Genomic DNA, 13,682 nt, shown 5'->3' with positions numbered 1-13,682 from the left:
CGCCGCGGGCCTGCTGGCCGGGCTCGTCGTCCAGGCGCATGGACAGGCCGATGCGCTGGCGCGGGATGTCGACCTCCATCACCTTCACCTTGACGATGTCGCCGGCCTTCACCGCGTCGCGGGGGTCCTTCACGAAGGTGTGCGAGAGCGCCGAGACGTGCACGAGGCCGTCCTGGTGCACGCCGATGTCGACGAAGGCGCCGAACGCGGCCACGTTGGTCACGCGGCCTTCCAGCACCATGCCGGGGCGCAGGTCCTTCAGGTCTTCCACGCCTTCGGCGAAGCTTGGCGCGACGAATTCCGGGCGCGGATCGCGGCCGGGTTTCTCCAGCTCCTTGAGGATGTCGCGCACGGTCGGCAGGCCGAACGTCTCGTCGGTGAACTGCTCGGCCTTCAGGCCGCGCAGGAAGCTGGTGTCGCCGATGATGGAGCGTACTTCGCGGCCGCACTGCGCGATGATGCGCTCGACCACCGGATAGGCTTCCGGATGCACGGCGCTGGCGTCCAGCGGGTTGTCGCCGCTGGGCACGCGCAGGAAGCCGGCGCACTGCTCGAACGCCTTGTCGCCCAGGCGTGGCACCTTGAGCAGCGCCTTGCGGTTGGCGAACGGGCCGTTGGCGTCGCGATGCTTCACCACGTTTTCCGCGACGCTGGCGGAGAGGCCCGCGACGCGCGCGAGCAGGGCGGCCGAGGCGGTGTTCACGTCCACGCCCACCGCGTTCACGCAGTCCTCGACCCTGGCGTCCAGCGCGCGCGCCAGCTTCACCTGGTTCACGTCGTGCTGGTACTGGCCCACGCCGATGGCCTTCGGTTCGATCTTCACCAGTTCGGCCAGCGGATCCTGCAGGCGGCGCGCGATGGACACGGCGCCGCGCAGGCTCACGTCGAGATCGGGAAATTCCTTGGCGGCGGTTTCGGAGGCCGAGTACACCGACGCGCCCGCCTCGCTCACCACGATCTTGGACAGCTTGTGCTCCGGATGCGTCTTGGCCAGGCCCTTGATCAGTTCGCCGGCCAGCTTGTCGGTTTCACGCGACGCCGTGCCGTTGCCGATCGCGATCAGGTCCACGCCGTGCTTCTGGCACAGGCGCGCCAGCGCGGCCAGCGATTCGTTCCACTGCCTGCGCGGCTCGTGCGGATAGATGGTGTCGGTGGCCAGCAGCTTGCCCGTCGCATCGACCACGGCGACCTTCACGCCGGTGCGGATGCCGGGGTCCAGGCCCATCACGCTCTTGGCGCCGGCCGGCGCGGCAAGCATGAGATCCTTGAGGTTGTCGCCGAACACGCGGATCGCTTCGTCTTCCGCGCCTTCGCGCACGCGACCGAACAGGTCGAGCGTGAGATGCAGGTGCAGCTTCACGCGCCAGGTCAGGCGCACCGTTTCGCGCAGCCATGCATCCGCCGCGCGACCGCGATCGACGATGCCCGCGCGCGAAGCCACGCGGCCTTCGCCTTCCAGATGGCCCTGCTCCATGTCGAGCGCGGGGGCGAGTTCGAGTTCGATCACACCCTCGTTGCGCGCGCGCATCAGCGCGAGCAGGCGGTGCGAGGGAATCTTGCCGATCGGTTCGACATGGTCGAAGTAGTCGCGGAACTTCGCGCCTTCGTTCTCCTTGCCTTCTACCACCTTGGCGCGGATCTGTCCCTTGTCCCACAGCCAGTCGCGCAGCTCGCCGACCAGGGTGGCGTCTTCGGCGATGCTTTCCATCAGGATGGCGCGTGCGCCATCGAGCGCGGCACGCACGTCGGGGACGCCCTTCCCGGCATCCACGAACGCGGCGGCGAATGCGTCGGGCGATTGCGTGGGATCCTCGCGCAGGCCCAGGGCGAGCGGCTCGAGCCCCGCTTCGCGCGCGATCTGCGCCTTCGTGCGGCGCTTGGGCTTGTAGGGCAGGTACAAGTCTTCCAGGCGTGCCTTGGTATCGGCGCTGAGGATGTCGCCCTTCAGCGCATCGGTCATCTTGCCCTGTTCCTCGATGCTGGCGAGGATCGCGTCGCGACGCTCTTCGAGCTCGCGCAGGTAGCGCAGGCGCTCTTCCAGCAGTCGCAGCTGCGTGTCGTCGAGACCGCCGGTGGCTTCCTTGCGGTAGCGCGCGATGAACGGCACGGTGGCGCCGCCGTCGAGCAATGCCACCGCGGCATGGACCTGGTCCGGCTTGGCGGCGATGTCCTGGGCAATACGTTGTTCGATGCTGAGCATGAGGCTGAAACGGTTCCTGTGCGTTCGACGATGGATGCGCCGCCGCGTGGCGACGCATCGAACCATCGATGATAGCAAGATGGCCGCCGCGCTCAGTTGCGGGCGGCGGGGGCCTGTTCAGGGCGCGCGTGCAGATAGCCGCTGCCACCCTCGCTCGGCATGGGGTCGCCGTGGGCGCCCAGGTACATCGTGGCGGTCCGCCGGGTGCGCGGCCAGCGCCTGGGGTGGGGCGGCTGCGTGCTGGCGGCATGGATGAAGGGCAGCACCACCAGTGCAGGCTGGGGCGCGCTGCGCGGTGACCGTGCTTGATCGTGCGGAGGATGCCACACGCTGGCGGCGGCCAGCATCGCCACGATGGCGGCCACCATGATCACCGCCGCCAGCCACGGCACGGGCGCGGACTCGGGACGTTCCGGCCGTTTCGGGGTGGCTTCCTGGGGCAATGCGATGACCTCCGGCCGCGTCTCAGGAGCCGTGACGTCAGGCGCCTCCGCCGGGGCGGCCGCGGGCACGGCCGTTCGCTGCACCTCGCCGATGAAGCGATAGCCGAGCGTGTGCACCGTGGCTATGTAGCGAGGGCTGCCCGCGCAGTCGCCCAGTGTATGCCGCAGTTGCGAGATGACGCGCGTGAGCACGCCCGGCGTGACATGCCGATGACCCCAGGCGGCATCGAGCAGCTCATCCTTGCCAACGACCTCGCCGGCCTGCTGCAGCAATACCACGAGCACGGCGAAAGCCTTGGGCTCCACCGAGAGCGCGACGCCCGCACGTTCGAGGCGATGTGCGCGCGGCTCGACCACAATGTCGTCGCACTGGTAGATCCAGCCGCTGTCAGGTTGGGGATGGGCCATGACCGTGCCAGGTGAGGCCCCCTGCACGGTGAAGAATGCGCCCATGTCGCGTGCCCGCGCATCCGCCATAGGTCATAACGTGGCGATGCTCCACGCGCGCGACGACATGCGCCCATCGATGCCCGCATGCGTGAAGCGGGCGCCATGACGCGCACACCAGGCCGCGTGGTGTTTGCATGGTGTAGAGCGAATGGGAGCGCGCCGTAAACACGGCGTGCGGGCAGCGTCATTTCGCGGCGTATCGCGCGCGAACCCGTTGGCGACGACTATCCCGGCGATTACCGCGCGCTCCTGCGAGCGCGCGGTGAAGCGTGAGGATCAGGCGCTGAGCGAACCCTGGTCGCGAGAGGGCGAACGGGACGAAGGCTCTTCGCCAGGACGCCCGTTGAGCACCAGCGTCTGCGCAAGCATGTCGTGCAAGCCTTGCTTGCGCTGCGTCCACGCCACCATGAGAAAGCCGAAGCACAGGATGAAGGCGCTGAGCAACTTGCCGAAGTAGCGGCCGGTGGCGCGCATGAAGCTGATGCGGCCGCCCGTGAGGTCGGTGACGCGGATGCCGAGCGCACGCTTACCCAGCGTCCCCTGCCAGGCCGAGCTTTCGCACGCGGCGAAATACAGCCAGGTCACCACGGTCTGCGCCATCAAGGCCGGACCCAGTGCATGCAGGTAGGTATCGAATGCCTGCAAGGCCAGCTGCGGATCGCTACCCGCGGCGAGCTTTGCCTGCAGATAGGTTTCCGCGGCCTCGTTCGCGCCGAACAGGCTGCTCAGCAGCATGTTGGGAATCCACAGCACCAGCGCGTCGAGAATGTAAGCCGCCACGCGTTTCCAGAAGCCGGCGTAGTCGGCCAGTGCCGCTGATGCGTCCATCGCGCGCGCACCGGCCTCGTACGGAGGCGCCGGCGGTGGCGTGAAGGCTGGCGGTGCCGCGCGCACCTCATCGGGAAACAGGATCGAAAGCGGCTGCCAATCGGCCAGGCCCTCGTACCAGCCCAGGTCCTGCGGGCTCACCTGGCCGCTACGCAACCATTGGCGCACATCCACTTCCTTATAGGGGCCGTGTCGCTCGCCATCCCGACCGATCCAGACTTCCATACACGCCGCTCCACCGATCAATGCTGCATGATGCCATGCGTGATGGCGATTTCCGCGCGTCGCGAGCGCGAATGGCGGCATGCCTGCCGCCTCGTTGTCATTCAGCGCGCGCTCGCTGCATGCGGGCGTCGCGCGCGTCAGGCCGCCGTGCGCTTGAGATGCACCAACAGCAGGGAGATGGCGGCAGGCGTCACGCCGCTGATGCGTGCCGCCTGGCCGATGGTTTCCGGCTGCACGCGCTTGAGCTTGAGCAACACCTCGGCCGACAGCCCGCGCACCTTGTCGTAATCGAAGCTGCCTGGAATCGCCGTCTGCTCATGGCGACGCTGGCGTTCGATCTCTTCGCGCTGGCGGTCGAGATAGCCGGCGTACTTCGTCTGCACCTCCACCTGCGCAGCGACGTCATGGTCATCCACCGCCGGGCCGATGCCGTTGACGGACGTCAGCCTTGCGTAGTCCAGCTCGGGGCGGCGCAGCAGGTCGAGCGCGTTCGTCTCGCGACTGAGCGTGATGCCGAGCTGCTCCTGGATCGTCACGCCCAACGCATTGGCCGGTGCCCCCCAGATCGCACCCAGGCGCTGCGTTTCACGCTCCACGGCGTCGCGTTTCGCACGCAGCGCGTCATGGCGCGCTTGCGGCACCACGCCGAGCCGGTGGCCGGATTCGGTGAGGCGAAGATCGGCATTGTCCTCGCGCAGATACAGGCGATACTCGGCGCGCGAGGTGAACATGCGATACGGCTCGATCGTACCGTTGCTGGTGAGATCGTCGATCAACACGCCGATGTAGGCCTCATCGCGCCGCGGATGCCACGGCGACTCGCCCTTTACCGCGAGCGCGGCGTTGAGCCCCGCGATCAACCCTTGCGCGGCGGCTTCCTCGTAACCGGTGGTGCCGTTGATCTGGCCGGCGAAATACAGGCCGGGGACCGCCTTGGTTTCCAGCCAGGGATGCAGGCCGCGCGGATCGAAGTAGTCGTACTCGATCGCGTAGCCCGGCCGCGTGATGTGCGCGTTCTCGAAGCCCTTGATCGAGCGCACGAGCGCCAGCTGCACGTCATAGGGCAGCGAGGTGGAGATGCCGTTCGGGTAGACCTCGAACGTATCCAGGCCTTCCGGCTCGATGAAGATCTGGTGCGAGCTCTTCTCCGCGAAGCGCACCACCTTGTCTTCGATCGAGGGGCAGTAGCGCGGGCCCACGCCTTCGATCTGGCCGCTGTAGAGCGGCGAGCGATCGAGCGAACCGCGGATGAGTTCGTGCGTGTGCTCGCTGGTGTGCGTGATCCAGCAGCTCACCTGGCGCGGATGCTCGGCCCGCGAGCCCAGATAGGAGAACACCGGGGCCGGGTCATCGCCGGGCTGTTCCTCCAGTCCGGTGAAATCGATGCTGCGCAGGTCGATGCGGGGCGGCGTGCCGGTCTTCAGGCGCTCGGCCGCCACCGGCAGCTCGCGCAGGCGCTGGGCGAGCGTGCTGGCCGGCGGATCACCGGCCCGGCCGCCGGCGTATTGCGCCGGGCCGATGTGGATCTTGCCCGCCAGGAAGGTGCCGGCGGTAAGCACGACGGCACGCGCCCGAAACTTGAGGCCCATCTGGGTGACCACGCCGGTGACGCGGTCGCCTTCCAGGACCAGGTCGTCCACCGCCTGTTGGAACAGTTCCAGGTTGGGCTGGGTCTCGACGATCCGGCGGATGGCCGCCTTGTAGAGGGCGCGGTCGGCCTGGCAGCGGGTGGCCCGCACGGCGGGTCCCTTGGAGGCATTGAGGGTGCGCCACTGGATGCCTGCAAGGTCGGCCGCGTGCGCCATGGCGCCGCCAAGGGCATCGATCTCCTTCACCAGGTGGCCCTTGCCGATGCCGCCAATGGCCGGGTTGCAGCTCATCTGGCCGATTGTCTCGATGTTATGGCTGAGCAGCAGGGTGCGCGCGCCGGTCCGCGCCGAGGCGAGCGCGGCCTCGGTGCCGGCATGGCCGCCGCCGATCACGATGACGTCGTAGTGGGTGGGATGGAACATCGGGGTCGCCCTGACAAAACCTGCCCTGCAAGCGCAGGAATGGACCAAATACGGCGCTATGGTACCGCCACTCGGGCCTTCTGGCCGCTGGCACGCTTCCTGCTTCGCCTATCACGCACTTTCCACAGGCAGAAGCTGCGCGACAACGCGCGCCGAGATCGAGCGACAGGGGCTTGATCGCGTGCTGGGGAGAGGAAGCAAGACGGCGCCCCTCGGGGCGCCGTCGTTTTTTTCCGGCCTGGCTCGAAAACGCGTGAGCTCTGGGGGCCTGGATAAGATCTGGCGCCCGGCGGTCTCAGGAACAGGGGGAATCCAGGATGACCGTGTTGCCGGGCGCCAGAAACCGAAGATTTCGTGGCTGTCAGCGAGGTTTTATCTCGCTGTGCGTGGATTGGATATTCAGGCCTCGTGCGTGAACGTGGAGTGACTAAAACGCCCGTTTGTGCCGAGTCTTGGCAAGAGATGACGTACAGCGTCATTTCGTGATCGAAGGCCGTTTTGCGCGTGAGCTACATCACATTGCTGGCATGGCCGTTGCATTTCCAAACAGTGCCGACAAGGCACGTCGTTTTTGGAGGAGGCCGCCATGGATTCCAGCTTCGATTTCCAACCCGTCTATCCGCATCACGACCTGCTGATCGAACTGGGTCGCGTCGAGATGGCGATGGAACACCTGGATGCCCGCAGCGAAGACGAGCGCCAGGTTCTGCGCCCGCGCCTGCAGTCGCGCATCAGCCGCCTGCGTGACGAATTGCAGAGCCTGGAAGTCTGATCGTACGAGCGAGCCGCAACTGTTTCGTCGCTGATGGACGTCGGGTGTCCGTTGGCCCTTGGAAGGAAAGTGCCGGGACGTTTTCGCGCATCGGCGTGACGCATCCGCCGGACTGAACTTTCCTTCCACGCCTGAGATTACGCCCGGGTGCCCCGTCATGGACGGGTAGCACTCGGGCGTTGTTCTTTGCAGGGCATCCAGGGCGTATGCCACGGACGCCCATGCACTCAACCGCGCAGCATGCTCTGCACGATTTCGTCGAGGTTGCGCGAGAGGCCCGCATGCGCGGCCACGGACTCGATCGCCGCGCGTGCCAGTGCCCGCCGGCCGGGCTCCAGTCGCTGCCAGCCGTTGAATGCTGTCGCCATGCGTGCCGCGATCTGTGGATTGAGCGCATCGAGTTGCTTCAGCCGTTCGGCCAGCAAGCGGTAACCGCTGCCGTCCGGTCGATGGAAGCCATCGGGGTTGCTGCGCGCCCACGCGCCATACAGCGAATTGACGCGATTCGGATTCTTCAGCGTGAAGGCGGCATCGTCTTCCAGCACGCGCACGCGATCGATCACGAGCTCGCCGGGCAGTTGCGTCTGCACCGAGAACCACTTGTCCATCGCGAGCGGATTGTCGGCGTAGCGTTCGCGGAAATGCGCCAGCGCCGCGTGCGCCTGCGAGGCGTTGCCACGCACGAGCACGCTCAGTGCCGCGAGGCGGTCGGTCATGCTGGGCGCGTTGTCGTATTGCAAGGTGGCTTGCGCATGCGCGGTCCATGGATCGATGCGCGCGAGCAACTCCAGCACGCGCCGCTTGAGCCGGCGGCGTGCCTGGCTGTTGGCGTCGAGCTGGAGCCCCGTATGCGCGGCCAGCACCTCGTAGCGGCGCTGCAATGCCTGCTGGCCGATGCGCAATGCGAGGTGCTCCTGCAGCTGCTGGCGCAGCGCGTGCACGTGCGAAGGATCGACCTGGCGCTCGCGTTCGGACAGTTCGATCTCGCCGGGCGGCGTGAGCAGGTCGGCCAGCAGGGCCGCGTCCATGGCGCTGTCGTTGAAGAGCGCCCCAAGCGCTTCGCACCATGCGTCCAGCGCGCTGGTCTCGTTGCCCTCGCGCAGGTTGTCATAGGCACGCGCAGCCAGCTGCTGGCCGGCCTCCCAGCGATTGAAGCCGTCCGGATCATGGCGCAGCAGCAGGGCGAGATCGGCCGGCTCGTAGGAACATTCGAGGATCACCGGGGCGGAGAAGCCACGCAACAGCGACGGCACCGGCGCTTCGTTGACTTGCTGGAACACGAATGCCTGCTCGGCGCGATCGAGCACGACGACGCGCTCGGTGGCGCCCGAGGTTTCTGCATGGTCGTCGGTCAGGTGCAGGGGAAGCATCTGCCCCGCACGATCGAACAGCGCCAGCTTCACGGGAGTCGGCAGCGGTTGCTTGTGCGGCTGGTGCGGCGTGGCTGGCGTGTGCTGCGACAGGGTCAGCGTATAGGTGCGATGCGCGGCATCGTAGTGGCCGCGCGCGGAGAGGCGCGGCGTGCCGGCTTGCGAGTACCAGGCGAGGTAGGGCGTGAGGTCGACGCCATTGGCCTCGCCCAGGGCGCCGAGGAAGTCCTCCAGCGTCGCCGCCCGACCGTCGTTGCGCGAGAAATACAGGTCCATGCCGCGGCGGAAGCCGTCGCGCCCCAGGCGGCCGGCGACCATGCGCACCAGTTCCGAACCCTTCTCGTAGACGGTGGCGGTGTAGAAGTTGTTGATCTCGCTGTACTGCGCCGGCCGCACCGGATGCGCGAGCGGGCCCGCGTCCTCGGGAAACTGCGCGCGACGCAGCAGGGACACGTCTTCGATGCGCTTGAGCGCCGCCGAATTCATGTCCGCCGAGAATTGCTGCTCGCGGAACACCGTGAGGCCTTCCTTCAGCGACAGCTGGAACCAGTCGCGGCAGGTAACGCGATTGCCGCTCCAGTTGTGGAAATACTCGTGCGCCACCACCGCTTCCACCGCGCGATATTCGTCGTCGGTACTGGAGTCGGGATCGGCCAGCAGGTACTTCGCGTTGAAGATGTTGAGGCCCTTGTTCTCCATCGCGCCCATGTTGAAGTCGTGCGTGGCGACGACATGGAACACATCGAGATCGTATTCGCGGCCGTAGGCTTGCTCGTCCCAGCGCATGGACCGTTCCAGCGCATCCATCGCGTAGCCGCACTGGCCGATCGCGTCCGGCTCGGCCCAGATCACCAGCTTCAAGGCGCGGCCGCTGCCGGTGACGTAATCGCGCTCGATCTTCTGCAGCCGGCCGGCCACCAGGGCGAACAGGTAGCTGGGCTTGGGGTGCGGATCCACGAAACGCGCCCAGTGCCGGCCGCCTTCCAACTCGCCCTCGCCGTCCGGATTGCCGCCGGCCAGCAGCACCGGGAAACGATCGCGGTCGGCGCACAGCGTGACGGTGTAGCTCGCCAGCACGTCGGGGCGATCCGGGAAGAACGTGATGTGGCGAAAGCCTTCCGCCTCGCACTGGGTGAGCAGGAAGCCGCGCTCGCGCGGACCGGACAGGTACAAGCCTTCCAGCGCCGTATTGGCCGCCGGGCGCAGGCAGACGCGCGTCTCGAGCACGCTTCCATCGCGCGCGCCATCCACTTCGAGCACGTTGCCCACGTAGCGCCAGGCGCGTCCGTCGAGCGGCTGGCCGTCCAGGGCGATCGACAGCAGCTCCAGGCCTTCGCCATCCAGCCGCAGCGGCGCGTCCTGCGCAGGATCACGCTGGAGGTGAAGGCGCGAGGTGACTTCGGTGGCGTCGATGCCCAGGTCGAAGGTCAGTTCCACCTGCGATACGCGCCAGGCAGGGGCGCGGTATTCGCTGAGTCGAACCAGGGCAGGAGGGTTGTCGCTTCGGTTGTTCATCGGGACAGCTGGGGTGCAAGGGACCAGTCAGGCTAACATGCGGGCCTTTCCAGGCAGGACAAGGCGATGGCCGTGTATCAGGCGGAACGTACCCAGCTGGGGGGCCATGAACTGGCGGTGCTGACCGATGCGGCCCATGGCCGCCGCGTGCGCATCGCCCGGCGTGGCGCCACGTTGCTGAGCTTCGAGGTGCCTTCGCCGGACGGCACCCGGGATATCGCCGATGGCTATCGCGATGCGGATGAACTGGACACGCGCCCCAGCTCCCGCTTCGCGATCATGGTTCCGTTTGCCAACCGGATCGCCGACGCGCGCTATGCATTCGACGGCAAGTCCTACGATCTGCAGCCGGGCGTGGAAGGCGAGGCGCGTGCCGCGCGCCACGGCTTCGTGCGAGGCGTGGATTTCGAACTGGCCGGTCTTTCCGCCGATGCCGGGTCGGCGCGCGCGACCTTCAGCACGCAGGCGATCCGGCCCGGTGTGCATCCCGGGTACCCTTTCGCGATCGACCTCACGGTGACCTATACGCTCGATGCCGCCGGCCTCGCGCTGGAAGCCGTCATGCGCAACGTGGGCGATCAGGCGGCGCCGTGCTTTTTCGGTTGGCATCCGTATTTCCGGCTGAGCGACTTGCCCATCGACAGCTGGGAGCTGCAGGTTCCTGCCGACAGCGTGGTGCGCACCGGCAGCGATTTCATCCCGCTGCCGGCCGAAAGCGGCCGCATGGCCATCGATCACGCGCCGGATCTCGACTTCCGCCAGATGCGGGCGATCGGCCCGCGTGAACTCAACCATGCCTTCGCCGACCTGCGTTTCGACACGGATGGCCGCACGCGCACGCGGCTGCGCGAACCGGACGGCGGATTGACCATCGCGGTCTGGCAGACCTCTGGCGTCATGCTTGCCTTCACCGCGGACACGGTGACGCGCGACATCCGGCGATCGGTCGCGCTGGAGCCGATGGAAAGCTGGGCCGATGCCTTCAACCGGCCCGATTGCGCCGAGGTCATCCGGCTCGAGCCAGGCGCCGAGCGGCGCTTCCTTTGCGGTGTGGAGATCGAAAGTCCATGAATGCCACGATGAATCGCGCCGCCTTGCCCACCTTCGCACAGGTGCAGGAAGCGGCCGCGCGCATAGCGCCTCATGCGGTGAAGACGCCCGTGCTGCGCAATGCGACGGTGAACGAGCTGGCCGGCGTCGACCTGTACTTCAAGTGCGAGAACCTGCAACGCGGCGGCGCCTTCAAGTTCCGTGGCGCATGCAATGCCGTGTGGTCGATGGACGACGCCATGGCCGCGAGCGGCGTGGTCACGCACTCCTCCGGCAACCATGGCAACGCGCTCGCGCTGGCGGCGGCGACGCGAGGCATTCCCGCGCATGTGATCGTGCCCGACGGCGCGGTGCGCACCAAGGTGGAAGCAATCGAGCGCGCGGGCGCCATCCTGCATCGCTGCGAGGCCACGCAGGCCGCGCGCGAAGCGAAGGCGGACGAAGTGCAGCGCGCCACCGGCGCCGAACTGGTGCATCCGTTCTCGGACACGCGCGTGATGGCGGGACAGGGCACGGCCGTGCTCGAACTGCTGGCACAGGCGGGGGATCTCGATGCCGTGATCACGCCCATCGGCGGCGGCGGCCTGATCGCCGGCACGGCCATTGCGGCGCACGGCGTGGCGCCGCAGATCGAAGTGCATGGTGCGGAGCCGTCTGGCGCGGATGACGCGGCGCGCTCGCTCGCCCAGGGCCAGCGCGTGGGCCCGTTCACGCCGCACACCCTCTGCGATGGCTTGCGTACGCTGATCGGCGAAACCAATTTCGAGGCGCTGCGCATGCATCGCGTCGACGTGACCACGGTGTCTGACGACGAGGTCGTCGCCGCGATGCGGTTGCTGTGGAACGAGCTGAAGATCGTGGTCGAGCCTTCCAGCGCGACGGTGCTGGCGGCCGTGCTGAAGCGGCCGGAGCGCTTCAAGGGCAGGCGCGTGGGCCTGATCCTCACGGGTGGCAACGTCGATCTCGACGACCTGCCCTGGTAGGCGACCCCTGCCGTTGCAGGAGCGCACACAGTGCGCGATGGCCTTTCGCGCGGGCCTGCATGATTCGTCGTCCCGGCGCAGGCCGGAGACGCTTTTCAACGGCCGACGGCTGATCATCCAGGACCTCGGTTCCTGGTTGTCGCGTTATGTTGTCGCGTTATCGCCAGCGTGCTCGCCTGCCGCGGGCTTCCGAGCCGCTGCCGCGGCCCGGGTCACTTTCTCTGCGTGGCGTTCGTTCCCTTGTAGGAGCGCACCCTGTGCGCGACCGCCTTTCGCGCCGGTCTGCATGTTCATCGTGTCGGTACATGAAGATTTCTGATGCTGTCGTTGCCGGGTTTCTGCGATTGGGCTCGCCTGCCGCGGGCTTCCGCCCTCCTGCCGGCGACGCGAAGCTAGTCCCCGTGGGAAGGCCGGGTCACTTTTCTTTGCTTGCTCACGCACGCGCAGGAGCGCGTGCGAACGGCGAAGCCGGCCCGAAGGGCGGAGGGCAGGATGCCCGGAGTAAAGAAAAGTAACCAAAGAGAACGGCACCCCGCGTGGCGCTGGCCGGGCCTGCGGCCCAGCCAGTGCGTGAGGGGCGGCCGGGCTTTTCGACCGGGCTCCTGCCCGGACGAAAAGTGCCCGACATCCGTGTCGGGCACCCCTGCGGGGCCTGCTCGTCCACCCCTCACCGCCACACAGGGGTTTGGTGAAGGCTCGTGCCGTGGAGCGGCACATCGCGAGCGACAACCTCTCTCTCCCTGTAGGAGCGCACCCAGTGCGCGACCGCAACACATCGATGCCCTCTGCGGTCGCGCACTGGGTGCGCTCCCACGAAAACGGTCAGGCCTTGCGCAGGCGCAGGCCGCTGACGGCCACCAGGCCGAGCAGCACGAAGCCGATGCCCAGCCATTCCATCGTGCTGGGCCGCTCGTGCAGGATCATCCACGCCAGCAGCACGCTCATGATCGGCACGCCCAGGCTGGCGAGGCTCGCCACGGCGGTGGGCAGGCGCTGCAGTACGACGAGCCACAGCCCCCAGGCAATGCTGGAGGCCATCACCACGCTGTAGGCCAGGCCGCCGATGAACTGCCAGTTCCACTCGATGGATCGCTGCGGCACGCAGAGCGCGACCACCACCAGCATCAGCGCGCCAAACAGCATCTGCCACGCGGTGAGATTGAGCGGCGTGGGCCCATGCCGCAGGAACACGCGCTTGCTGAGCACCGTGCCCATCGCCCACGCCGCGCCTGCGCCGATGGCGAGCCAGGTGCTGGTCGGATTGCCCAGGCCGTGCCAGGGCTCGATGATGCATACGAGGCCGATGGCGGCGAGACCGAGGCCGAGCCAACGTCGTGGCGTGAGGCGCTCGTGGAGGATCAGCCACGCCAGCAGCACCGCCCAGAACGGCATGGTATAGGCCAGCAATGCGACGCGGCCCGCGCCGCCACTCACCAGCGCCCATTGCCCCAGTCCTTGGAAGGCGGTGGTCTGGCACAGGCCGATCAACATCGTCGGCAGCAGCGGCGGCGGACGCAGCGGCTGGCGCATCACCACCAGCGCGCCGAACAGCACGAGTGCACCCCATACGTAGCGGATCGCGGCGAAGTCGAACGGGCCGGCGTGCTGCAGCACCTGCTTCATCACCACCCAGCTGTAGGCCCAGATGACGATGGTGGCGAGTAGCGCCAGCACGGCGCCGCGCGAGTGCGAGGTGGCAGTCATGGAAGTCCGCGTGAAGGCGCGTGCGGCGGGGCGTGCCCTTGTTCCGTACGCATGGGTGGGATAGCGTCGTCGCTCGCCCGCCAAGTTACAAGGGGCGCGCGCCGCCGGATCGAAACGCGGCGTTGGCGAG

9 protein-coding genes are annotated in these 13,682 nt (G+C 67.5%); 3 read left to right on the top strand and 6 right to left on the bottom strand.

The annotated features are described in order from the left end of the window. From JMF82_RS06995 to mnmG, 4 genes are all read right to left on the bottom strand, one after another. Positions 1–2,200: Tex family protein (locus JMF82_RS06995; protein WP_201313808.1), on the bottom strand; the 2,200-nt coding region annotated here is incomplete at its 3' end. Between the two features lie 92 nt (positions 2,201–2,292). Beyond that, positions 2,293–3,051, bottom strand: a complete 759-nt coding sequence (locus tag JMF82_RS06990) for a winged helix-turn-helix domain-containing protein (protein ID WP_201313807.1) — start codon at positions 3,049–3,051, stop codon at positions 2,293–2,295. Positions 3,052–3,369: 318 nt separating this feature from the next. After that, positions 3,370–4,146, bottom strand: coding sequence for an RDD family protein (locus tag JMF82_RS06985; RefSeq protein WP_201313806.1), 777 nt, complete (start codon positions 4,144–4,146; stop codon positions 3,370–3,372). Positions 4,147–4,283: 137 nt separating this feature from the next. Then, positions 4,284–6,158, bottom strand: a complete 1,875-nt coding sequence (gene mnmG / locus JMF82_RS06980) for a tRNA uridine-5-carboxymethylaminomethyl(34) synthesis enzyme MnmG (RefSeq protein ID WP_201313805.1) — start codon at positions 6,156–6,158, stop codon at positions 4,284–4,286. 586 nt (positions 6,159–6,744) lie between these two features. On the opposite strand from mnmG, the gene JMF82_RS06975 reads away from it, so the two are divergent. Continuing rightward, complete coding sequence (locus tag JMF82_RS06975; protein ID WP_201313804.1) at positions 6,745–6,930, top strand: hypothetical protein; 186 nt, start codon at positions 6,745–6,747, stop codon at positions 6,928–6,930. Between the two features lie 227 nt (positions 6,931–7,157). On the opposite strand, the gene pepN is transcribed toward JMF82_RS06975, so the two are convergent. After that, positions 7,158–9,815 carry an aminopeptidase N gene (pepN, locus tag JMF82_RS06970; protein ID WP_201313803.1) on the bottom strand — a complete coding sequence of 886 codons (2,658 nt, stop codon included), beginning with the start codon at positions 9,813–9,815 and terminating at the stop codon, positions 7,158–7,160. 66 nt (positions 9,816–9,881) lie between these two features. On the opposite strand from pepN, the gene JMF82_RS06965 reads away from it, so the two are divergent. Continuing rightward, positions 9,882–10,886, top strand: coding sequence for an aldose epimerase (locus JMF82_RS06965; RefSeq protein ID WP_201313802.1), 1,005 nt, complete (start codon positions 9,882–9,884; stop codon positions 10,884–10,886). Continuing rightward, on the top strand, positions 10,883–11,848 hold the full coding sequence (locus tag JMF82_RS06960) for a pyridoxal-phosphate dependent enzyme (RefSeq protein ID WP_236585340.1): 966 nt from the start codon (positions 10,883–10,885) through the stop codon (positions 11,846–11,848). Before JMF82_RS06965 ends, JMF82_RS06960 begins: the two co-directional genes overlap by 4 nt. 822 nt (positions 11,849–12,670) lie before the next feature. Here the strand turns inward: JMF82_RS06960 and JMF82_RS06955 are convergent. Then, a complete protein-coding gene (locus JMF82_RS06955; RefSeq protein WP_201313801.1) occupies positions 12,671–13,552 on the bottom strand; it encodes a DMT family transporter in 882 nt (293 codons plus the stop codon). Between the last annotated feature and the right edge of the window lie 130 nt (positions 13,553–13,682).

This window comes from Dyella sp. EPa41 (assembly GCF_016586165.1).
Lineage (GTDB): Bacteria > Pseudomonadota > Gammaproteobacteria > Xanthomonadales > Rhodanobacteraceae > Dyella.
This window is presented reverse-complemented; position numbering and strand designations above follow the sequence as displayed.

Bases quoted from the DNA above. Each gene is read 5' to 3' on its own strand.
- JMF82_RS06990 (WP_201313807.1), bottom strand. From the start codon at position 3,051: ATGGCCCATCCCCAACCTGACAGCGGCTGGATCTACCAGTGCGACGAC.
- JMF82_RS06985 (WP_201313806.1), bottom strand. From the start codon at position 4,146: ATGGAAGTCTGGATCGGTCGGGATGGCGAGCGACACGGCCCCTATAAG.
- mnmG (WP_201313805.1), bottom strand. From the start codon at position 6,158: ATGTTCCATCCCACCCACTACGACGTCATCGTGATCGGCGGCGGCCAT.
- JMF82_RS06975 (WP_201313804.1), top strand. From the start codon at position 6,745: ATGGATTCCAGCTTCGATTTCCAACCCGTCTATCCGCATCACGACCTG.
- pepN (WP_201313803.1), bottom strand. From the start codon at position 9,815: ATGAACAACCGAAGCGACAACCCTCCTGCCCTGGTTCGACTCAGCGAA.
- JMF82_RS06965 (WP_201313802.1), top strand. From the start codon at position 9,882: ATGGCCGTGTATCAGGCGGAACGTACCCAGCTGGGGGGCCATGAACTG.
- JMF82_RS06960 (WP_236585340.1), top strand. From the start codon at position 10,883: ATGAATGCCACGATGAATCGCGCCGCCTTGCCCACCTTCGCACAGGTG.
- JMF82_RS06955 (WP_201313801.1), bottom strand. From the start codon at position 13,552: ATGACTGCCACCTCGCACTCGCGCGGCGCCGTGCTGGCGCTACTCGCC.